Origin of the sequence: Mucilaginibacter sp. SG564, from assembly GCF_013149275.1 — a bacterium.
Taxonomy (GTDB): domain Bacteria; phylum Bacteroidota; class Bacteroidia; order Sphingobacteriales; family Sphingobacteriaceae; genus Mucilaginibacter.
In genome coordinates, this window is record NZ_JABGNA010000002.1 from 549,644 (window position 1) to 572,060 (window position 22,417).

Here is a 22,417-nt window from a genome sequence, read left to right on the forward strand (position 1 = left end):
CGCTTACCAGATATAAGTGCCTACCGAGCCTTTTTCTAAAGTAGCGGCGATGGCTTTGCCATTGTATTTAATATTGAACGATTGTGGCGAGTCGCTGGTATTGGCTACGATGAGCACCTTTTTACCGTCAGGTGTTTTGAAAGCCACGTTAGGCAGCTTATCTGAATTGTTAGAAGAGATACGAACCGAACCCGGGCGCACAAATTTGGATGCATGGGCTATGGAGTAGTAAGCGAGATTACGTTTTACGGAGTTTTTATCAATAGTTACTGCGCCCTGGCACATCGGACAGCCACCCCTGTCGGTGTATGGTTTATAATCCGGATCGGCCGCCAGGTTCCATTCCAGTACGTTGCGGCTCCAGTTGCGGGTTGCGCCAATGATCAGGCGTTTAACCGGCCAGGCAATATCGATGGTAGAACTGTTTTCTTTTTCTACCACCATTTGCTCCGTAAAATAGAGGTTTTTATCAGGGTGGGCGTTGTGCACATCGGTAAGGGCATCAATATTGCCTCCGTACAAATGGAAGCCTGAGCCGTCGATATATTTACGGGCCGCGGGATCGTTCAGGATAGAGATGGGGTAATCCGGCCTGTCGGCATTATGATCATAAATAATGATCTTGGTTTTAATACCGGCAGCTTTAAAGGCTGGCCCAAGATGGTTTTTGATAAACACTCCCTCATCAGGAGCTACCAATAGTAAGCTAGGGTTATTGCCCGGATGCAAGGGCTCATTTTGAATGGTTATGGCGTCAATTGGTATACCGTTAGCTTTCATGCCCTGTATATATTTTACCAGGTATTTAGCATAGGCCCCATAATATTCGGGTTTTAAACGACCGCCGCGGGTATCTTCATTGGTTTTCATCCATGCTGGCGGCGACCAGGGCGAACCCAGAATTTTGATGGCAGGGTTGATAGCCAGTATCTGTTTCATCACCGGGATCACATCCTGCTTATCGGGCCCCAGGTCAAAATGTTTTAAGGCTGGGTCGGTTTGGCCGGCCGGCATATCATCGTAGGAAAATACTTTTTCGTTCAGGTCAGATGCGCCGATGCTCAACCGGATATAACTTACCCCGATGTTATTACCATTGGTGGCAAACAATTCTTTCAGTAACGCGGCCCGGCTATCTGCGCTCATACGAATGATGTGCATGGCACTACCCCCCGTTAAGGCAAAACCAAAGCCATCAATTGGCTGATATGTTTTTTTGTCGTCAATAGTAATGGTAAATCCGTTATCGTTAGCCGGTTTAAAGGTTAGAGCATCTTTTTGCTTTTCAAACAAAACAGATCTGTCGGCTTTGGTAAGCCACAAACTGGCCTGATCTGCTTTTTGAGCATTGGCGGTAATTGTAGCGCCAAACAGCAGCGGCCACAGTAAAAGTGATCGGATATTTTTATTCATAAATTAAAATTTAACAGGGAAGTTACTGCTGTAAACTGGTTTAAATAAGGCTTAAATTGGATGGTAAATTTATTATTGTTTTCAATATAATGATGTATAATTTATTGAGTAACTAACATATTACGAAGGTGTAAAAAACACACCAGATTGCACATCGGAACTGATATTTTTGTTGCCCTATTTTAACACTACAGCAAACGGAATATAGCCCTGGCATTAAATGGATTACCAGGTATATTAATTAAGACTTTAAATTATTTGCCAGTATTAAAATTTATTTATAGTTTCACTGGAAGTATACGAATGGAAGAACCGCACAAAAAGATCATCATATTTGATGATGATGAAGATATACTTTCTATTTGCAGTTATATCTTAGAAGAGAAGGGATGGGAAGTGCATACTTTTACCGATTGCAATAATATTGTTGATAAAGTTTTGCCGATTTTGCCGGATGTTATATTGATGGACAACTGGATACCCGATGCCGGGGGAATAGTAGCTACCCAAACGCTTAAGAAAGCAGAAGAATTAAAGCATATTCCGGTCATCTACTTTTCGGCCAATAGCGATATTCAATTATTGGCAAGCCATGCCGGCGCCCAAACATATCTGGCCAAACCTTTTGATCTGGAAGATCTGGAACGCGTTATAAGTAATGTGTTGACAGGGGAGTAAATTAAATATAATACTGCTTTATACAGATAAAATAAAAGGCCTCATCTACATAGATGGGGCCTTTTTGTATACTGTTATTGCGGTCCGCCCGGAATTCCCGGAGGCCCACCGCCACCAGGCCCAGCGCCATCACGACGTCCGCCACCATCTCTGAACCGGCCGCCAGGACCCATATTATCCTGAACAGGGGCTTTGCCTGCAAACTTTTTCAGGTTAAGTGTAAAAGTTAACAGATAATATCTTGAAAGACGGTTAACCCGTGATTGCGTCAATGAACTGGCTGTTGATGTTGATGAAAAGCCAGTGTTTTGGTTAAATAAGTCAAAACCCGACAGGCGGATAGTAGCTTGTTTATTTTTCAAAAAGCGGCGCTCTACATATAAGTTCAGAATGTTGGGGTTGGTAACTTTGATATCTGAGCTATAGCCGTAGTTGGTGGCTTTAGAATAATCGTAGCTAAATGTCCAGTCGCCAAAGTAATTTTTACCGGTAAGGCCGATGTTCCAGGTCCGGATATTTGACGTTCCGTTAAGTAATGGATTTTGTACGGAATTACTGGTTCTGTTGATAGCGTAATTAGTTAAGATTTGCGCGTCAACAACGTTATTGATATCAACCCTGAAACGAACTTCCGGGGTAAATACCAGGTTTTTGGCAATATTTTTCTCGGTAGTGGCCGCAAATGAAGTAGAATCAATATTGGTGAGGTAGCCTATATTATTAGTGTAGGTAGCTGTACCATTAAAGGTAAGGGTGTATTTGCGGTTTTCCCATGGTTTGGAATAAGTTAAACGACCAGAACCTGTGTAATATCCATCAGCATTTAAATACTGAGTTAAAATAGTGTTTTGGAATCTCGGATTAGGCGAATAAAGACGAGGATAGGTAATGGTGTTGGTTACCACCTGGTTTTGCACACTCTGGAACGATAAGTTAGCAAAAAATACATCACCGGTTTGGAAACTGAACTTATTATACCTGATCGAAAAATTGTTAGTAAACTGTGGTTTCAGATTGGGGTTACCTTCAACCGGGTAAAGCGCGTTTGAAAAGTCGATCACGGGTTGTAATTGTGAAAAGCTTGGCGTGCTGCTTGATCCATTATAGTTAACACTGAATGATTGGCTGCGCGAAAAATTATAAATGAAACGGGCAGTGGGTATTACATTAAAGTTTGATATGTGCGTTGAAATGCCCGTTACCGGTGAGTTGCCATCTAAGACGGATGGTTGAACCCCCAATCCTAATGTATAGTTATATTTCTTTTCGATAAAACGGTAGTTTAAGCCAACCCTGTTAGTTGTAAAAGTGTAATTATAGCGATTACTTAACGCGCTGTCGCTTCTAAAAGAAAAATCAGCTACATTAAAAAGGGTATCGGTCTCTTTGTTGTTGGTTGTAATAGCACGGTTAAACGCGTAGTTAAGCTCCAGGTATGAACGTTTGCCTATTGGGTTCAGATACGAAACGTTAGTTCCATAGCTGTTTGTGCGGCTATAAGTATTGATCATTTGGTTTATTGGAGCAGTAGGATTACCTGCTGTATAATCATAAACCGGGTTTTGGTATGACCAACTTGGCGCCGAACTTACGGTAGCATTGATGCTCAGGTTATGGCGATTTTTAAAGCGATGGTTAAATAAGGCTGTAAAACCATAATTAGGTGCTTGCGAATCGCCGTTGGTAATAGCAGTGTAAGCCGATGATATATTCCCGTTTCTGCTGAAATTTACAGCCTCATTTTCATTAGTATTGGTGCCCGAGTATGAAAATGTAGGAGTAACTTTTAAGTAGTTAATAGTATCAGGTTTATACTCCATATTCCAGGTAAAGCGGTGATTTATATTTTGATCTTTTTCAACGCTGTTTTGATTTTGTGTTGTAGGGTTTGAGGCCGACCTGTTTTCCTGTAAGGTGTTGGTTGTTGTTGTAACCGTATTATCGGCAAAACTGTAACTTCCATATACCGAAAGCTTTTTACCCCATTGGTCACGGAAGTTTGTACCGATAGAGTGCGCGTTGGTTTCACCATTTTGCGTGGTTATCAAGCTGCCCGAGTTGCCGCCGCCACGGCCTGCATTACCCCGGCCGCCACCGCCAAAACCCCCACCGCCAAAGCCGCCGCCACCGCCGCCACTTGGACTGCCGAATGAAAAGGTATTAACGTTGGTATTATTAATGCTCCCTAAAACAGCGATTTGGCGATCGCCATTAAAATCAAACGCATTAACAGAGCCTATATAACGGTTTTTATCAGGGATATCCTGGCTTTGAGGTAAGGCATCTCTACCGCCTCCTGCAGTGGCCTGCCCAAAATAACCGTAGTTTTTATCCTTGCGGATAGTGATGTTCATGATTTTATCCGGCTCACCGGTTTTAACGCCGGTAAGGTTGGCCTGGTCGCCATAGTCATCAATCATCTGGATGTTCTCGATCACATCGGCGGGAAGGTTTTTGGTGGCGCTTTGAACATCGCCTCCCATAAAGTCCTTACCATTTATCCGCACCTTGGTAACTTGTTTACCCTGCGTGGTAATGTTTCCGTTTACATCCACATCAACACCCGGTAGTTTTTTGATCAGGTCCTCTGCCGGGGCATTCTCCCGTACTTTATAAGCGCTGGCATTGTATTCTACCGTATCCTCTTTCAGCGTTACCGGATTTACGCCCACAATGGTTACCACGTTAAGCATATTGGTTGAAGCCTTCATGATGATATTACCCAGATCAACAGGTTTTCCATCAGCATCAAGAGCGAAGTGTTTTTTGATGGATGTAAACCCGATGGATGATAATGTAAGTGTTATTTTGCTGCCTTTAATGCCCGAGAACGCAAATTTTCCATTAGCATCAGCTATAGATATGGTACTATCTCCCCCATTTGATACGAGCTTAATACTGCTGCCGGGTAGCGAAAGTTTTGTGGTATCAACAACGGTGCCGCTAATATCATGCGTGGTTTGTGCCAGCGTTTTGAATGCAGTTAAAATGGTTAGGCTTAAAATAAGGAACAGGGGTTTCATAGAGTATTTGTTCTACTTGAAAAATTATTAATTATACATTGGACACAATCCAATTGCAAATGTTCAACTTATAAAGTATTAAATGTTAAAAACGCATATGATTGTTACAAAAACGGCCCTAAACGCTTATTAATCATATCATTGTTACAAATCTTAAGGGTAAAAGAACCTTCAATATCAGCCCTTTCACCCTTAATATAACCTTTTATAAAATTAGTTGATGTGCAAAACGGTTGCTACTTCACTATAATTTTTAAAGTTGATGTTTGGATGCGCAATTTGCAGAGTGGTAACGCTGCCTCCGGGAATAACTACAATCTTAAAATCGAGCCCGGTTTGTGAAAAGTTGGCCTTAATATTAACATAGCCAACGCCAAAATCTGATAGTGTAATGGTCCTGCCAGCTTCGCTGTATGGCAATGCATAATAAGCTCCGGTGCTTCCAGTGGTTCTGAAGTAGGCTAAAACAACGCCGCTATCAACTATATCCTGTGTTATGGCCGGTATATTGAAATTGGTAAATCCGGTTAAGGTTACGCTTCTGTTAATTAACAAATAGCTTTTAACACTCATGGTGCCATCAGCTCCGTTGGCACCATCGGTTCCGTTAGATCCTGCTGGTCCTTGAGGGCCTGTTGCGCCAGTATTGCCAGTTGCACCTTGCGGGCCACCCGGACCTGGCGAACCGGTATCTCCTTTTGGTCCTTGTGCGCCATTGGTGCCATTGGTCCCGGCCGGTCCTGGATCTCCTTTTTTACAGGCGTTTATGCTAAATAAGCAGATCAATAAAACAGGAAAAATTAGTCGTAGTTTTCTCATGAATTTTAAATTTTTTGATGGAGTTGTGAACTTATTACGGATGTATGAATAATTAGTTGCAGGCGATGGGGATAGCGGAACAATTATTGTTGCTACTAAGAAAAGAAAAGTAATGTATTGTTTAAATAATACAAAAAGTGAACAACAAAACCGGCGAATGTTTCGTTATGTTTAAAATAAAATTAACCTATGAATAATATTAGCAGCACATTGCACTCAAAAGTGCACAATTGGATCGATGCGATCGGGTTTCGGCTAAATACTTCGCAAACGAATAACAAAAGCCATGTCACCACTAATCATTATTTCTTTGAAACGTTTAATTTTTTTGAGAAGAAGCGTAGGAACCATCCGGAAAGCACCAAGTTTTTGTGCTTTGATGCCTACGGCGAAAAAATTAATGTAAGATCATTACTCGATCTTCAGGTAGCCTTTTTCGAAAACATCAGCCAGCTTAAATAGCACTGTTATAGTTGGATATTAAATTTTGCTCATTTTTGCCTGATCAATGCTGCGCATCAGGCGTATTCATAAAAAAGCCTGCTTGGTTTACCAAGCAGGCTTTTTATTTAATTGATAAACGGATTAATTTTCTGTTGGTGTTTTTGGCCAGCAGTTCATATATCCGCCTTCTGTATTTTCTTTTATTACATCATTATTGTTAATACCGCGCATCAATGCGCCCTGTAAATTGATAATGGCTTTATCCGGATTCAGCGCGTCTTTAATACGCAGGTGAAGATCGGCAAAGTGTGCCGCGGTTAAGGCATCTCCGCCCTTTGGTAATCCGGCATCAATCTTCTTTAATTCTGCACGTACCATCGGCCTGATATCAGACAAAGCAATGTTTATTGGCGTTAGGCCAAAATAAGCCAACTGCGCGCTTGTTATACCCGGAAATGAAAAGCTCGCGTCGGTGATGAGTAAACTTTTTAGGTTTTCGATATAGCCGCGTTGCAAATTGCGTTTAAACGCATCTGGTTTACTGCTATTAAACACTCCTGAATGTACATCTGTAAATAGCTCTGCCACGGTGTATGCATTGCTGCCATTTTTGGCTTCATTATCATACATGCGTGCCAGTCTTGATGGGCTAAGCACATTACCCAGCACAGCTACCTGGAGTGCTTTGATGCGGTTAAGTACAACGCCATTATCAAATTTGCTTAACTCTGGCTTGTTTATTAACCATTGCGGGGTTTCAAACAATTGCTTGTTTAAAAACAGCATCGCATCGCGTTGCCGGTTTTTGTTTACAAAATCATAAACAGCGCCTTTTTGATCATAAGTTTTAAAGTTTTCATTCATCCCGCCAATATTGGTAGTAACGTGACCCATATAGCGGTTAAACTGACCTATCACCTCGTTGTATAATTCGGCCACATCGCTAAAATTCTCATTTTTTTGATAGGTCCATTTTTCGAGGTTTGGTAAAATGCGTTTCAGGTTGGCTATACCATAGGTGCTGGCTTTCATAGCATTGTCGCCCAGGTCTTCATTTTGCAGGCGTGGGTCAATCGATGTGCCCTGGCGTCCGAAATAGTAAAGCGGATTGCCTGCTTTTTTATCGGTCCAGTCGGCCAGTATTTCTTTCTCCTGTACGGCCGTCTTATTGCCCGGGAACCAACTGTAACCCCATTTGATAGACCACAGGTCATACTCGCCTATTTGAGGATAAAGATGAGTGACGCCATCGCCTGGTTGAGCTATATAGTTAAAGCGGGCATAGTCCATAATAGATGGCGCGGTGCCATGTTTATCGGTAAATGTTTTGGAGCGGAGTGAATCAACCGGGTACGCGTAGCTCGAACCGAAGTTATGTGGTAAGCCAAGTGTGTGTCCAATTTCATGTGATGATACAAAACGGATAAGTTCGCCCATTTGCTCATCAGAAAATTGTGCTTTGCGTGCGGCCGGATTTACGGCGGCAGTTTGTATCAGGTACCAATCGCGCAACAAGCTCATTACGTTATGATACCAGCCCACGTGGCTTTCCAGAATCTCGCCGGTACGGGGATCAGAAACGTGTGGGCCATAAGCGTTCTCCACATCCGATGCAAAATAGCGGATCACGCTGTAGCGCGCATCTTCGGTGCTAAACTCCGGGTCTTGTTTATGCGTTGGGGCTTCTTTACCAACAATAGCATTTTTAAAACCCGCAGCTTCAAAAGCCTTGTTCCAATCGTTTACGCCAGCTATAAGGTATGGTACCCATTTTTTAGGTGTTGCCGGATCAATATAATAAACTATTTGTTTTTTAGGCTCAACCAGTTCGCCGCGTGAATAAGCAGCGGGGTCTTTAGGCTCCAGTTTCCAGCGGTGTATATAGGCTGTTACCTTGGCTTTTTGAGCATCAGTTCCATAATCGGTTTGGCGCTGACCAAAAAAACCAACCCTTTCATCGCTGATACGGGCTTTCATTGGTGTTTTTGGCAATAATAGCATAGAGGTGTTAAACTCAAAAGTGATAGCTCCTGTAGAGTTATCTGTAGGCGATTCTGCCGAGCGGTATGTTTTTAAGGTATGCGCTTCCAAGTTTATAGGGAAACTTTTAATGGTATCAATATAAGAACGGGTATTATCAACGCCCGAAACTTTATAGGCTTTTTTAACATTATCTGTTAAACCAATAGCGCTTATATCGCCATTGTAAAAATCGGTAACATCAATGAGTACGCCTGTGCTGTCTTTATTGAATGCCTTAATATCAAAAGCGGCTAATACGGCATCGAGATTGGAGTTTTTTACCGATTGGTACATATCGGTAGTACTATCAGCCCGTATAGAGTAGCTGGGCACGCGTATAAATATCTGCTTGTCATGGCGCTCCCATTTCCAAACCTGGTCGTTCAACTCTTCGCCGCCATATTGCTGGCCAAATGTTTTTAGTCCGCCGGGAGTTTTAACATACCGGGTAACTACCAGCATTTCACGGTTGATCAAAGAGTCTGGAATTTCATAATAATACTTGCCCTCAACCTTGTAGGTATTAAAAAGACCGCTATCGGCTTTGGTTTTGCCGGTGATTATTTCGCTGAATTTTTTAATGCCCTCTTTTTTGGGTGCACCTGCCGTTGCGGTAGCTGTAGTTGTTCCGCCCGGGCCTGTTGTTTTAAGCGTTAAGGTTTGATTTGCCGTATGTTTTTTGGTAGCGCATGAGCTGGCTAAAACAGCAAAAATAAAAGCAGAGCCCCGTATATAACGGCCTGCGATAAGATGTTTTTTCATTTATGTCAATACTTAAACAGTAAACTTAAATAAAATAAACACGATGTTATAACATATAATAGGGTGATTTTTAAAAATCACCCTATTATATACGCCTTTTTAAAGTAAGCACCACTTTATCCAGCTTTTTATCGTGATAAACATCCAATAAAAGGCTACGATCATTACGGGATTTGAAGATTTCATCAATTTCTTCGAGGGTCATTTTAGATACGGGCTTAAAATTGATAGCTACTATTTCGTCGTCTCTTTCCAGCCCAACTTCATCAGCGGCCGAGCCCGGTTCAACCCGGTTAATAACAATGCGGTCAAAATTATCGCCGGCGGCATAATATTCAAGCCCGCTCATATCATGTTCAAAAGGTGCTTTAAAATTGGAGCCTGGCTTTAAGTACATGGTGTTATGGGTATAATCCAGGATCACCGAAAAACGTTTTAGGGTTCCTATCCCAAGATTGCCATCCCGGGGAACCGAAAGCGAGCTTTGGGCGCTATTGACGTCTGGAAAAGAGGCGATCAGCTGCTTGATCTTAAATTTACCCAGTTCCAACGATTCCAGCCGGCCGATATACCCATTAATTGGGCCGTTTAACCCAATCCCCAGGTTGGCCGAGGCAATAAATTTTTGCGGAAGGCCATATCGTTTCACCACCGTTTCGAGCGATATGGGGTGCCCGGCCCCCAGATCAATGATTAGCTTTGTTTTTATATTCTCGCCGCTTTGCAGTTTTACCCATGTTTCTACATAGGGTTTTCGGTCTTCAATAGTGATGGGAATAGGTACCCCCTTCCGAAACACTTTGAGGTCCTTTGGCCGCCAAACCGTTAATGTACTATCCGGAACATTGATCCTGACGGCCAGATTATTGAAAAACTCGTAGCCAAGTAAACCATGTATAGGCATACCCGCATATCCGGATAAGCTAAACAGATCCTTTTTAAGAATGGCGGCCGCTACGTCATAACTTACCAGGCCTGGGATCTCAACATCCAACGCTGAAGTAACATAAGCTTCTGCATCTTCCCCCTCACCAAGGCCGGGTATTTTTAAGGTTCGTTTGTTGGGAATAGAAATGGAATCAACTAGTTTGGGGTCGGTAATGATCATTAAACCAACGCCGGTATCCAATATGAAATTGAATGGGCCTTTATGATTTATATTTAATTTGATCACCATCAGGCTCCGTACCAGGCGGAAAGGGATATTTACTTTTTTTTTATTATAATCCAGATCAAAGTATTGTGCCTGGGCTGCAAAAAAACAAATCGAAAATAAACATACCAGCCATACTGCCCGGAATTGCTTTATTTTATGAAATAGCGTGAGTAGCAAGGTTATTATAGTTGGTGTATTAAATTTACAACAATAATTGGTTAAATTGAATAAATGTATGTCAAAAACAACTTTTGTATTTCTGTTAATGATTTGCGGCCTGTTATTATTTAATGATACCGTTTACGGCGGTGGAATTAAAAAGAGAAAGATAAAAAAGCAGTTTAAGCACTCGCAAATCATGCGGGATCATTTTACAGGTTTTGCTTTGTATGATCTGGACGATCAGAAAATGATATATGAGTTAAATGCTGATAAACATTTTATCCCGGCATCAAATACCAAGCTGTTTACTTTTTATACCTGCCTTAAAATGCTGGGCGACTCGATCCCGGCCCTTCGTTATGAAATGCGGCATGACTCGCTGGTGTTTTGGGGTACCGGCGATCCTTCTTTTCTGCATAGCGATCTGAGGGGAATCAATGGCCTGAAGTTCCTGGCACAGAGCAATAAAAAACTGTATTATTCAACAAAAGGCTACACGAACGAGTTTTTCGGTACAGGCTGGGCCTGGGATGATTATAATGATTATTACCAGGCCGAGATAACAGACCTGCCTGTAGAGGATAATGTAGCCTTATTATATGTCGATGCCAACAGCAATCTGCAGATCAAACCTTCTTACCTCAAACGGTTTTTAAACAGCGATACCAGCTATCATCCAACCAGGTTTAAAGTAAAACGCGATTTTTCGCATAACAGTTTTATTTATCCGGTAATGCCTGTACCGCCAGGCTTCCGGCAAGAAATACCCTGGAAAACAAGCACTGAACTAACGCTGGAATTGTTGCGGGATACATTGAGAAAATCGGTATGGCCTGTAAATATAGCGTTAAGCGCCGCCGCGAAAACGATCTATAACATAAATGCCCGTGCTGTGTACCAGCGAATGCTGCAACCCAGCGATAATTTTATTGCAGAGCAGTTACTGCTGGCCTGCTCCTCCGTGAAATTTAATACGCTCAATACCGATTCGGTGATCAGCTATTCCAAGGCACATTTTTTGAACGACCTGCCCGATGAACTGCAGTGGGTTGATGGTTCTGGACTTTCGCGGATGAATTTGTTTACCCCCAGGAGCATTATAGCCCTGCTGCAAAAAATTAAGAACGAAGTAAAGAATGATTCGCTTTTGTATAGCATGATGCCTGCCGGTGGTGCTACCGGCACGCTTAAAAACGCTTATAAAACAGATAACGGACAAGTATTTGTTTGGGCAAAAACAGGCTCCTTATCCAACAATTATAACCAAAGTGGCTACATTGTCACCCGCAAAGGCAAGCGACTGGCATTTTCGTTCATGAACAACAATTTTACCGGGCCCGTTAAGGAGATACGCGATGAGATGGTCAGGATCATGACCTATATTCATGAGGAGTTTTAGAGCTCTTTTAAAAAGGCATGAGAAAAAGAGGCTAAAAACGGCGTCATTGCGAGCGCAGCGTGGCAATCCCCGATTTAAAGAGTTACTCTGTATAGTTAGGGATTGCCACGTCGCTCCTCCTCGCAATGAGGTGTTTGTTTTGTTTAATTTAACCTGCGCATCAACTGTTCCTCTACCAGTTTAAACACCTGTATCGGTTTTAATGTGCGCCAGCCCAGATCATCAAGTACGCCACCAAAGTTGATATAGTAATCAATATTATTACGCTTAAACTCATCAACTACGTGCTCACGGAAATTGATACCGGCTATCCAGCCATCCTCAATATCCTGGAACCACTCTTCATAATAACAATCATCAGAGGAGTGAAAGTTGAGTACGTTTTCGCCGATAAGTATAAAATGGTTGATGCCATTATCGATCATGAGCTCCAGCAGTTCGCGCTTCAGCATCATGATATCGTTGTTGATAGCATCGTTCCATTCGCCAATAAATTCAATAATGGTATATCCCTTTTCGTAATCGGCAAAAAGTACTTTCAGGTATAATGTGTTGGAGCCGAAGGAATCCCATTGTGGGTGCAACAGATAGTTATATACCTGCTTATCAAATTCAAACTCACTGTATTCAGTAGCATAAAAAGGAGAATACTCGTCTTCTGATGCTATATAATCATCCCGCCACCGGTAATATGGTTCTATCTCGTGCATTTCTCTTAGCCAAATGTGCGGATATGCAGATGTTTCAGATGTGCAAGTGTGTGGATTTCAGATGTGCAGATTATCTTAATCATTTACACATCCGCACACTTGAACATCTGAAACATTTGCACATCATTTTTTATAATTATCAACCGCGCTGCGTACGCTCCCGTATTTTTTTAAAAGCGCTGCAGCCTCATCTTCATTTAATCCGGTTTCTTCCATCACCATACGAGCCCCACGGTTAACCAGTTTGTTGTTGCTCAATTGCATATCAACCATCTTGTTCCCTTTCACCCGGCCCAGTTGTATCATAACACTGGTGCTCAGCATGTTTAAAACCAGCTTTTGTGCGGTGCCGGCTTTCATCCGGGTTGATCCGGTTAAAAACTCCGGTCCGGTAACCACCTCAACCGGGTATTGTGCTTCGGCAGCCACCGGGCTACCACTATTACAAACTATACAGCCGGTTACAATATTATGTTGATGGGCCATTTTTAACCCGCCGATTACATAAGGCGTAGTGCCCGATGCGGCAATTCCTACTACAACATCTTTATCGGTAATGTGAAATTCTCCCAGATCTTTCCAGGCTTGTTCTGTATCATCTTCAGCAAACTCTACTGCTTTGCGTATAGCGCCATCGCCACCGGCTATGATACCTACAACCATATCAAACGGAACACCAAACGTTGGCGGGCATTCTGAGGCATCAACTACACCTAAACGACCACTGGTGCCCGCGCCAATATAAAATAAACGACCTCCATCGCGCATTTTAGCGGCGGTTACGGTGGCCAGTTGTTCAATTTGCGGCAAGGCTTTTTTAACAGCCAGGGGAACTGTTTGGTCTTCCTTGTTAATGCTTTCCAGTATCTCCAGAACAGATAGCTGCTCTAAATTCTTATAATGTGATTCCCTCTCCGTAATGGTTTCCATTAATTTTAAATAATTTATAACAAAATTCGGTAAAAAACATCAAATGCAGTGATGCCAATAAAAATTATTGATGAGGCATTGATTAACTTTGTTTGCTGAATATGAAAAAGACCGCGGGAGTTATTTTCAGGACAATGATCCTGGTGCTGTTAGGGATTACCATTGGGTTGCTGATAGGCGATAGAAAATTTGCTGATCGTAACCTTGGTTTTTCATTTTCAGATAATAACAAGCTGTCGAAAGTTTTGGAGCTGGTTAACCATAATTATGTTGATAGTGTTAATATTGATAGTATTGAAGGCGCATCGGTTAATGAAATGCTGCAAAACCTCGACCCCCACTCGCTTTATTTGCCACCACAGCAAGCTCAGTCTGTTAATGAGCGGTTAGACGGGGGGTTTAATGGCATCGGTATCGAATTCCAGATATTACGGGATACCATGGTTATTACCCAGGTTTATGATGGCGGGCCGGCTTTTAATGCTGATTTACCTAATGGCAGTAAAATAATTACGGTTGATAATAAAAAATTCGCAGGAACAAAACTTACTGTAGACCGGGTTAACAACGTTTTCAGAGGCGGAAAAGATTCTTCTTTATTGCTTGGTGTTGCCAACGGGCCAGCAATAAAAACGTATGCAATAAAACGGGGCCGTGTTGATCTGAGTAGCGTGAACGCGGCTTATATGGCCAACCCAACAACAGGCTATATCAAAATAGGCAAATTCGCATCGACTACGGATGTCGATTTTCGTAAAGCGCTAAGTAAACTTAAAATCGATGGTATGAACAGCCTGGTGCTTGACCTTAGGGGCAATGGCGGCGGATATTTGAACGCAGCGACATCTATGGCCGATGAGTTTTTGGGTAAAGGTAAACTCATTGTGTATACCAAAGGCATTCATGAACCCCGTACGGATTATTTTGCCACTGATTCGGGCTCATTTCAACAAGGTAAGGTTACTGTGCTTATTGACGAGTATTCTGCTTCGGCCAGTGAAATTTTGGCGGGTGCCCTGCAGGATTTGGACAGGGCGACTATTGTTGGCCGCCGCTCATTTGGCAAAGGCCTGGTGCAGCAACAGTTTCCGTTTGGCGATGGCTCCGCGGTAAATTTAACGGTGGCCAGATATTATACCCCATCGGGCAGATCGATCCAGAAATCATATAAAGGGGGCCTGGAGAGTTACCGGAATGAATTGGCTATACGTATGAAAAAGGGCGAACTCTTTTCGGAGCAAAGCATCCGTAACGACTCTGTTTTTAAAGGCTCATATCATACGCTAAACGGACGTAAAGTGTTTAGCGGCGGCGGCATTATGCCCGATGTTTTTGTACCGGCAGATACCAGTCAAAGCACCTACGTAGTGCAGAATTTAATTGATCAGCAGCTTTTTTCGGCTTACGTGATCGACAGAATGCAGCCGGTGTTGAATAGGTTTACAACCGTCGACGATTTTATAAAAAACTATACCGTAAGCGATGATGATTTCCACAATTTCATCCTCTACGCTTCAAAAACATTAAAGGAAATGGATTCGCACGAGTTGCTGATATCCCGCGGCTATATCAAAAGTATTCTCAAAGCCAATGCCGCCCGCTTTAAATGGGGCGACAATTCTTTTTACCAGGTGATGAACAGTAATGACGAAGCGTTTAAAAAGGCGCTGAGCAATTAACAGGATTTTTAGGATTAAATATGATTAACAGGATTTTTTCTTTACAAGATTAACTATTCACATAGTGCAATCGTAGTAGTAGTAAGAAAAAACCCTGTAATCAATCTATTTAATCCTGAAAATCGTGTCCTATTTCTGCCTGAACCAAACTTGTATAGGTGCCCCGGCAAAGTCAAAGTTTTCTCTCAATTTATTTTCGATGAAGCGATAGTAAGGCTCTTTTACATACTGTGGCAAATTGCAGAAGAACGCGAACATGGGCGATGCGCCTGCAATTTGAGTGATGTATTTGATCTTTACGTATTTGCCTTTGATAGATGGCGGTGGATAGTTCTCGATAATTGGCAGCATTACCTCGTTTAGTTTGGAGGTAGATACTTTACGGGCCCTATTGTGGTAAACCTGGTTGGCTACATCAATTACTTTCAACACGCGTTGCTTTTCGGTAACGGAAGTAAATACAATAGGCACATCGGTAAATGGCGCTATCTTTTCGCGGATCTGCTCTTCAAAAACCTTAATGGTTTTATTGTTCTTTTCGATGAGGTCCCACTTGTTTACTACAATGAGTACGCCTTTTTTATTTTTTTCGGCCAGGTGGAAAATATTCATATCCTGCGACTCAAATCCTTCCACGGCATCAATCATCAGGATGATGACATCGGCCTCTTCCAGGGCTTTAATGGTGCGCATTACGGAGTAAAATTCGATGTTCTCCCTCACCTTTGTTTTTTTACGCAAACCGGCGGTATCAATCAGCATAAAATCATGACCGTACTGGTTGTAGTGGATATGGATGGAATCGCGTGTGGTGCCAGCTATAGGGGTAACAATATTACGGTCTTTACCGATCAGTGCGTTTATAATAGATGATTTACCCACATTCGGGCGGCCAACAATGGCATATTTAGGACGGGTGTTCTCTTCTGGAAATTCGTCTTCAAAGTGTTTTACCACTTCATCGAGCAACTCCCCGGTACCAGAGCCGGTCATGGATGATATATTATAGATTTCGCCGAGGCCAAGGCTGTAGAAAACTGTTGCATCAGATAACAGGGCATTGTTATCCATTTTGTTAACTACCACAAATACCGGCTTTTTACTTTTGCGCAGCATATTGGCAATTTCATCATCCAAATCGGTAATGCCGGTGGTCACATCAACCAGGAACAGGATAACCGAGGCTTCTTCAATAGCGATCTCTACCTGTTCGCGTATAGCGGCTTCAAATACATCGGCAGAGTTGGCCACGTAGCCGCCTGTGTCGATCACGGTAAAATGATGGTCGGTCCATTCAGAAACACCATAGTGCCTGTCGCGGGTTACACCGCTAAAATCGTCGACAATGGCTTTGCGGGTTTCGGTTAAACGGTTATATAAAGTTGATTTGCCGACGTTGGGACGGCCTACTATGGCTACTATGTTACTCATGGTTTTAAATTAGAGTCAAGAAGTAAGAATCAAGATTCAAGAATTATGCAAATCTATTTATCTTAAATTCCTGTTCTATGATATAAATGAAATTTTATTGTAGAGGCAGGAAGGTGTCTTGATTCTTGCCTCTTGATTCTAAGGGTCTACCCCTCGTATCCGAATTTTTTAAGGTAATTTTTCTTGCTGCGCCAGTCGGGGATCACTTTTACAAACATTTCCAGGAAAACTTTTCTTTGGAAAAACTCCTCCATATCACGACGGGCGTAGGTGCCCACTATTTTAAGCATTTTGCCACCCTGGCCAATGATGATATTTTTTTGCGAATCGCGCTCTACAATAATTTCGGCGCTGATGCGGTGCAGGGTTTCGCCTTCAATAAATGCAGTTACAATGACCTCCGCGCTGTACGGAATCTCTTTTTTGTATTGTTTAAGCAATTGCGCGCGAATCATTTCCGACGCGAAAAAACGGTCGTTACGATCGGTCAACGCATCCTTTTCATAATATGCCGGGTGCTCTGGTAGGTTTTCTACCACAAAATCCATAACGGCTTTAATATTGTGCTCCAGCAGGGCCGATATCGCGAAAATTGCTTTTGGTTTAAGCTTTTCCTGCCAGAATTCCACTTTCTTTTTTACTGTTTCCTCATCGCTTTGGTCAATTTTGTTGATCAATACGGCAACAGGGGCTAATGAACCTTCCAGTTTTTTGAGTACGTCTGTTTCGTCAAATTCTTCGTAAATGTCAGTAACCAGCAAAATAAGGTCGGCATCCACAATGGAGCCATCCACCTGGTGCATCATGCTTTCATGCAGGGCGTAGTGCGGTTTGATAACGCCGGGGGTGTCCGAAAACACGATCTGGTAATCGTCGGTATTAACAATTCCCAAAATACGGTGACGGGTAGTCTGCGCTTTGGGGGTGATGATAGACATTTTTTCGCCAACAAGGGCGTTCATAAGGGTTGATTTACCTGCATTGGGTTTACCAATTATACTTACAAAACCCGCCTGATGACTCATAAAAAAATAATTAAAAATATATTTGCACTGCAAAGAAACGAATTATATCTTTGCAGTCCAATTAAAACGGAGTGCAAATTGCATTTTTGATAATTGGAAGGAACTTTCCGGAGTTATGACCGGATCGCAACATATAAGAATAACAGTGCGGGATGGAGCAGTTGGTAGCTCGTCGGGCTCATAACCCGAAGGTCGTAGGTTCGAGTCCTGCTCCCGCTACGAAAGTTAAAAGCCTCAAGTCGAAAGATTTGAGGCTTTTTTATTCCGAATTTCTTTACCTCCGCCTAAAAGGTATATTAGATTTTCGTAATAGACAGTCATTAACCTTCAGGCAGCGAAAATTATTGATGAGCACGATTTATAGGATTATTTAGTAAAACGTTTTATTAAGCCAGTCCTGTTGACTATATTTGAGTTATCAACCCAAGCCTATCCATAAAAATGAAATACCATATTCAAAATCCAGGAAAAAAACAATCCAAATATCTTTTTATACTGCCCGTTGTATTGGCACTTTATCTGAATGCTGGCTTTGCCAACGCCCAGCAATCAAAGCCAAAAGACAATAAGGAGATAAATGAAAAGCCTGTTAAACTTACTACCGCTCAATTGGCAGCGGTTGCAGGAAAATACCAATATATGGACAGCTACGTAACGATAACTCCTGCCAATGGCGGTATTGTGTTAAAGCAACTTCAGGGGCAAGGCACAGCAATAAGCTTTTACCCCACCGATCTGTACGAATTTCATACCCGTCATTTCGGTAGACCATATTGGATCAGGTTTGGCGGAAGTGGTAGGGATAAGAGTAAGACGACCCGTTTCCTCACCATTGACCAGGAAATTTGGGTTAAGGTCAAATAAAAGGTATTTAAAATCTTATTCTTATTTAACCTTCGCAGCGAAGGTTAAAAGCCTTAAATAGGAATATTTGAGGCTTTTTGTTTATTCGTTTAGATGTAATTTACAGTCATAGTTGCAGGACACCGGCTTATAAGCTATTCAAAATCCCACCAGGCTACTTTCTTCGGCGGGTTGCCTAAGGTATAAGGCTCTCCTATACGGGGAACATTTACCGGAACGCCCAGTTTTTCGGCAGCGGGTAACAACTTTTTTATAGGCTCGTTCCAGGGTTGGTCAGCTTCTACAAACTTGGCCCAGTGAATGGGCTGTAGCAGGCTGGCATGTAAATCAACGGCAGCCTGGGCAGCCTGCTCAAACCATAAGTGCGTCCATGGCCAATTGGGGCTATATTGCCCGCATTCCAGCAAGGCAAGGTCAAATGGGCCATATCGCTCTCCGATTTGCTTAAAATATGCACCATAACCACCATCGCCGCCGTAAAACAGCCTGTATTTACCTGCTTGTATCACGTAAGATGCCCAAAGTGTTTTATTTGCACGGGAATAGGTACGATTGCTACGATGCTGTGTAGGTGTCGCGGTTAACTTGAGCCCACCAGGCAGCGTTATTGATTGGTTCCAGTTTAGTTCAATGATTTTTTTAGGGTCAAATCCCCAATACACCAAATCTGAGCCAACACCCATTGGTACTACTGCCATTTTAATATTGTCTTTTAGTTTTTTCAGGGTACGATAATCCAGGTGGTCATAATGATCGTGGGAGATGATCAGTACATCAATGGGCGGCATATCCCCGGCATGATAATGTTCAGTACCCGGAAATGCTGTAACTAACCCAGGAACAGGCCCGGCATGGTTACTAAAAACAGGATCGATAAGTATATTACTTTGCCCGGTTTTGATTAGTAAGGATGAATGCCCGAACCAAACAATTATGGGCGCGGAAGCAACCATGGCCTTCAGATCTGTTTTAACCCATGGCAGTGGAGATGAAGGCCTGATGGTTTTAGGGCGGCGGCGCAAAAAAAGCCACCGGTTATGCCTGTTTGCCGAATTAGCTTGTTCTGCAGAGTTTTCGAAACTGCCATTTTTGTAATTAGGCAACGTATCCAGCCGGGCAAGCGCTTCCCCCCTTGGGTTTCTGCCTACTGACTTTATCAAACCACAACCAATAATTACCATCAGCAACAACCCGGTGATCGTTAGCCATAAACAATTCTTCGCCATACACTTAGTAGAATAAAAGTAACGGGAAACATGGATGATTGTTTCTTCGACAAAGAACCAGGAAAAAAAGAACCTTTTCTCCCGGGTTATTTAACTACAAGGAAAAACCAAATTAATTATTGGATGTTACAACAAATACCAAATTATCAGGCCACGTCACAACGCACCGATCCATCAAATGAGCTTAAATAACCCAAAAAGAACTTTATTTGCAGCACTTCTGATTTGCGGTGCCCTGTTAACCGGGTCTTATAATTCTCTTGCACAGATTCGTATAATTGAAAGAACTTTAAAGAATAATCACCAGTCTCTTCCTTCTGATTCGTTATTGGTTAAAAAAAAATTCGGTCATGCTGCGCTGCAGTTTGGCCTGGCCGAACTGCTTCCTCAGGCTTTTGATCAATATATTACAAAAAAAGATTACGCCCAGATATCGTTCAAAACAATAGGGCACAATTTAAACCCCGGTAGCTGGCAATTCGACAACGACCCGCTTCAAACCAATCAATTCGGGCATCCTTATCATGGCAGCCTTTTCTTTAATTCATTCCGCACAAACGGCTATAATTTCTGGGAGTCTGCAGCTGCAAGTTTCGCGGGGAGTTATATTTGGGAAACCTACGCCGAAAATCAACCACCGGCACCAAACGATTTCATCAACACGGGTTTTGGAGGGGCTGTTTTAGGAGAGATGACTTATCGTTTATCAAACAGGATCGTGAATAATGAAAGCAGGGGGTTTAAGAGGCAGGTTAATGAGGTTTTAGGGATGCTGGTTGATCCGATGAACGGTCTTTCGCGAATATTAGATGGTAAATGGGGTAAAGTTTCGGCAAACACGTCTCTCAAGGATTCTACAAAAATAATAGCAGAATTCAACGCCGGCATCAGAAGTATTGAAGTTAGCAATCAGGTTCACAGCGGCTGGTATGGCCATGTGAAGATATATTATGGTGACCCACATGAAAATTACCGAACCCCCTTCAGTAATATATTGATCAATACCGAAATAGGGCAGGACGACAGCTCCAAGGTTAACATTGTGAGTGTTTATGGATCTTTAGCGGGCTGGGAAATCAAATCGACCGAATCGGTAGAGCACCTGGCTATATTATCTGCCAATTACGATTATATACGTAATGTGGCTTTTTTCTATAGCGGGCAAAGTGTACGGATAAATCTTTTATCAGAATTTGATGTTTCAAAGAAACTTACTATCAATACCACACTCGGAATGGGGCCAATTATACTCGGCGCCGCACCCGATAAGTACATCACCCCCAATGGCCGGAATTATGATTATACCATGGGTTGGGGAGTCAATGGCAGCGCGGCTTTTAACATAGCGGGCAAATTATTTTTCGACCTATATTACCGGGGCGGTTGGTTGGCAACTATAAATGGTAATTCCTCTCATTATTTTCTGCATACTGTATCCGGTGAATTAAGTTACAGGCTGATCAAAGGTCTTTCGGTATGTGCCGAGCCGGGCTATTATTCTTTATCCGGCAGATATCGGGATTACCCTGATATTTTCAAGAACTATCCGTACTTCAAAGGGTCGTTTAAATATTCGGTAAATCTTTAAATAAAGGGCATTGACTGCTTGGTCCTGCGAAAGTTAAAAGCCTCCAATCGAAATATTTGGGGCTTTTTTGTTTATATTCGATAGTCGGATGTTGCAATCTGGCAGAAGTCGTAATCAGCCCCCTAATTTGTCGTTTTGGCACAGCATAAAAACCTGTAAGGCCGCCCATCTTTGTATTGTCAATCAAATTAATTTAAATAACATTTTATGAAACGAGTATTTAAAGGATCTGATATCCTAAACCCGGTGTTAATAATGGCCCTGCTTTTTTTTACAGTATTGCAGTCAAAAGCGCAGCAGCTTAAACCTGCCGACAGCGGCTATGTGCCTGTTAACGGCATCAAAGTTTATTACGAAGTATATGGCGAAGGCAGGCCCGTTGTTTTGCTGCACGGTGCTTTTATGACCATTGAAGGCAATTGGGGTCAGTTGATCCCCGAACTGTCAAAAACAAGAAAAGTAATTGCTATTGAATTACAGGGACACGGACATACACAATTCTCAGACAGGAAATTAGCGCATACTACTTTAGCCAGCGATGTGACCGGCGTAATGGACCACTTGAAAATTGACAGTGCCGATGTGGTAGGATATAGTTTTGGCGGCACCGTAGCTTACCAGGTGGCTATACAAAGCCCTAAACGGGTAAAGAAATTAGTGATCATATCTTCTACTTATAAAAGCACCGGCTGGAGGCCCGAAATAGCTAACGCGTTTAAAAATATGAAGCCCGAATATTTAACAAATACCCCCATGAAAACTGCCTATGACGCGGTAGCACCCGACAAAACAAAATGGACAAAGTTCCTGGAACAGATGATCGCTTTTGCCGGAACCCCATTCGATTTGGGGGATGCCAATGTCGCCAAAATTTCTGCGCCGGTATTGATCATCTCGGGCGACAACGATGGTCTGGATAAAGTGGAGCTGATGAAGACGTATCAATTACTGGGAGGGGGCATATCTGCCGATCTGGCTCCAATGCCAAAATCGCACGTGGCCGTTGTGCCCGCGCAGAGCCATGTTGGTTTGATGATGCAAACCAAAACTATATTAGGTTACCTGGATGGCTTTTTAAAGTAAACA

The 22,417-nt window shown here is 42.5% G+C and carries 17 protein-coding genes and 1 tRNA gene; 8 read left to right on the forward strand and 10 right to left on the reverse strand.

The window, feature by feature from the left end; genetic code table 11:
- Nucleotides 1-3 precede the first annotated feature (3 nt).
- Nucleotides 4-1,413 carry a glycoside hydrolase family 30 beta sandwich domain-containing protein gene (locus FHW89_RS06975; protein ID WP_172334293.1) on the reverse strand — a complete coding sequence of 470 codons (1,410 nt, stop codon included), beginning with the start codon at nucleotides 1,411-1,413 and terminating at the stop codon, nucleotides 4-6.
- Between the two features lie 303 nt (nucleotides 1,414-1,716).
- Here FHW89_RS06975 and FHW89_RS06980 point away from each other — a divergent pair, with 303 nt between their 5' ends.
- Complete coding sequence (locus FHW89_RS06980) at nucleotides 1,717-2,091, forward strand: response regulator (protein WP_172334294.1); 375 nt, start codon at nucleotides 1,717-1,719, stop codon at nucleotides 2,089-2,091.
- Nucleotides 2,092-2,165: 74 nt separating this feature from the next.
- Here the strand turns inward: FHW89_RS06980 and FHW89_RS06985 are convergent, their stop codons facing one another.
- Together FHW89_RS06985 and FHW89_RS06990 are read right to left on the reverse strand one after the other, a co-directional pair.
- Nucleotides 2,166-5,114 carry an outer membrane beta-barrel protein gene (locus tag FHW89_RS06985; RefSeq protein WP_172334295.1) on the reverse strand — a complete coding sequence of 983 codons (2,949 nt, stop codon included), beginning with the start codon at nucleotides 5,112-5,114 and terminating at the stop codon, nucleotides 2,166-2,168.
- A gap of 213 nt (nucleotides 5,115-5,327) precedes the next feature.
- Complete coding sequence (locus tag FHW89_RS06990) at nucleotides 5,328-5,933, reverse strand: collagen-like protein (RefSeq protein ID WP_172334296.1); 606 nt, start codon at nucleotides 5,931-5,933, stop codon at nucleotides 5,328-5,330.
- Between the two features lie 189 nt (nucleotides 5,934-6,122).
- Between FHW89_RS06990 and FHW89_RS06995 the strand changes: the two genes are divergently transcribed.
- Nucleotides 6,123-6,395, forward strand: coding sequence for a hypothetical protein (locus FHW89_RS06995; protein ID WP_172334297.1), 273 nt, complete (start codon nucleotides 6,123-6,125; stop codon nucleotides 6,393-6,395).
- Nucleotides 6,396-6,518: 123 nt separating this feature from the next.
- Here FHW89_RS06995 and FHW89_RS07000 read toward each other — a convergent pair whose 3' ends face one another.
- Together FHW89_RS07000 and FHW89_RS07005 are read right to left on the reverse strand one after the other, a co-directional pair.
- On the reverse strand, nucleotides 6,519-9,161 hold the full coding sequence (locus FHW89_RS07000) for a zinc-dependent metalloprotease (RefSeq protein ID WP_172334298.1): 2,643 nt from the start codon (nucleotides 9,159-9,161) through the stop codon (nucleotides 6,519-6,521).
- An 85-nt stretch (nucleotides 9,162-9,246) separates the two neighbouring features.
- Nucleotides 9,247-10,494 carry an aspartyl protease family protein gene (locus FHW89_RS07005; RefSeq protein ID WP_172334299.1) on the reverse strand — a complete coding sequence of 416 codons (1,248 nt, stop codon included), beginning with the start codon at nucleotides 10,492-10,494 and terminating at the stop codon, nucleotides 9,247-9,249.
- A 58-nt stretch (nucleotides 10,495-10,552) separates the two neighbouring features.
- On the opposite strand from FHW89_RS07005, the gene FHW89_RS07010 reads away from it, so the two are divergent.
- Nucleotides 10,553-11,878, forward strand: coding sequence for a D-alanyl-D-alanine carboxypeptidase/D-alanyl-D-alanine-endopeptidase (locus FHW89_RS07010; protein WP_172334300.1), 1,326 nt, complete (start codon nucleotides 10,553-10,555; stop codon nucleotides 11,876-11,878).
- Nucleotides 11,879-12,021: 143 nt separating this feature from the next.
- Here the strand turns inward: FHW89_RS07010 and FHW89_RS07015 are convergent, their stop codons facing one another.
- The gene (locus FHW89_RS07015) at nucleotides 12,022-12,588 is read right to left on the reverse strand and encodes a hypothetical protein (protein WP_172334301.1); all 567 of its coding nucleotides are present in this window, start codon (nucleotides 12,586-12,588) and stop codon (nucleotides 12,022-12,024) included.
- 123 nt (nucleotides 12,589-12,711) lie between these two features.
- On the reverse strand, nucleotides 12,712-13,518 hold the full coding sequence (gene murQ, locus FHW89_RS07020) for an N-acetylmuramic acid 6-phosphate etherase (RefSeq protein ID WP_172334302.1): 807 nt from the start codon (nucleotides 13,516-13,518) through the stop codon (nucleotides 12,712-12,714).
- Nucleotides 13,519-13,619: 101 nt separating this feature from the next.
- On the opposite strand from murQ, the gene FHW89_RS07025 reads away from it, so the two are divergent.
- Complete coding sequence (locus FHW89_RS07025) at nucleotides 13,620-15,197, forward strand: S41 family peptidase (protein ID WP_172334303.1); 1,578 nt, start codon at nucleotides 13,620-13,622, stop codon at nucleotides 15,195-15,197.
- Between the two features lie 129 nt (nucleotides 15,198-15,326).
- On the opposite strand, the gene der is transcribed toward FHW89_RS07025, so the two are convergent.
- Complete coding sequence (gene der / locus FHW89_RS07030; RefSeq protein ID WP_172334304.1) at nucleotides 15,327-16,628, reverse strand: ribosome biogenesis GTPase Der; 1,302 nt, start codon at nucleotides 16,626-16,628, stop codon at nucleotides 15,327-15,329.
- A gap of 146 nt (nucleotides 16,629-16,774) precedes the next feature.
- Nucleotides 16,775-17,653, reverse strand: coding sequence for a GTPase Era (era, locus tag FHW89_RS07035; RefSeq protein ID WP_172334305.1), 879 nt, complete (start codon nucleotides 17,651-17,653; stop codon nucleotides 16,775-16,777).
- 146 nt (nucleotides 17,654-17,799) lie between these two features.
- On the opposite strand from era, the gene FHW89_RS07040 reads away from it, so the two are divergent.
- Together FHW89_RS07040 and FHW89_RS07045 are read left to right on the forward strand one after the other, a co-directional pair.
- Nucleotides 17,800-17,872 (forward strand) — tRNA-Met (locus tag FHW89_RS07040).
- 222 nt (nucleotides 17,873-18,094) lie between these two features.
- Nucleotides 18,095-18,517, forward strand: a complete 423-nt coding sequence (locus FHW89_RS07045; protein ID WP_172334306.1) for a hypothetical protein — start codon at nucleotides 18,095-18,097, stop codon at nucleotides 18,515-18,517.
- Nucleotides 18,518-18,651: 134 nt separating this feature from the next.
- Here FHW89_RS07045 and FHW89_RS07050 read toward each other — a convergent pair whose 3' ends face one another.
- On the reverse strand, nucleotides 18,652-19,743 hold the full coding sequence (locus tag FHW89_RS07050; protein ID WP_172334307.1) for an MBL fold metallo-hydrolase: 1,092 nt from the start codon (nucleotides 19,741-19,743) through the stop codon (nucleotides 18,652-18,654).
- Between the two features lie 178 nt (nucleotides 19,744-19,921).
- On the opposite strand from FHW89_RS07050, the gene FHW89_RS07055 reads away from it, so the two are divergent.
- Both FHW89_RS07055 and FHW89_RS07060 read left to right on the forward strand, forming a co-directional pair.
- Complete coding sequence (locus FHW89_RS07055; RefSeq protein ID WP_172334308.1) at nucleotides 19,922-21,331, forward strand: DUF3943 domain-containing protein; 1,410 nt, start codon at nucleotides 19,922-19,924, stop codon at nucleotides 21,329-21,331.
- A gap of 207 nt (nucleotides 21,332-21,538) precedes the next feature.
- Nucleotides 21,539-22,414 (forward strand): alpha/beta fold hydrolase, encoded by an 876-nt coding sequence (locus FHW89_RS07060; protein WP_172334309.1) that lies wholly within the window; start codon nucleotides 21,539-21,541, stop codon nucleotides 22,412-22,414.
- The last annotated feature ends 3 nt before the right edge of the window (nucleotides 22,415-22,417 follow it).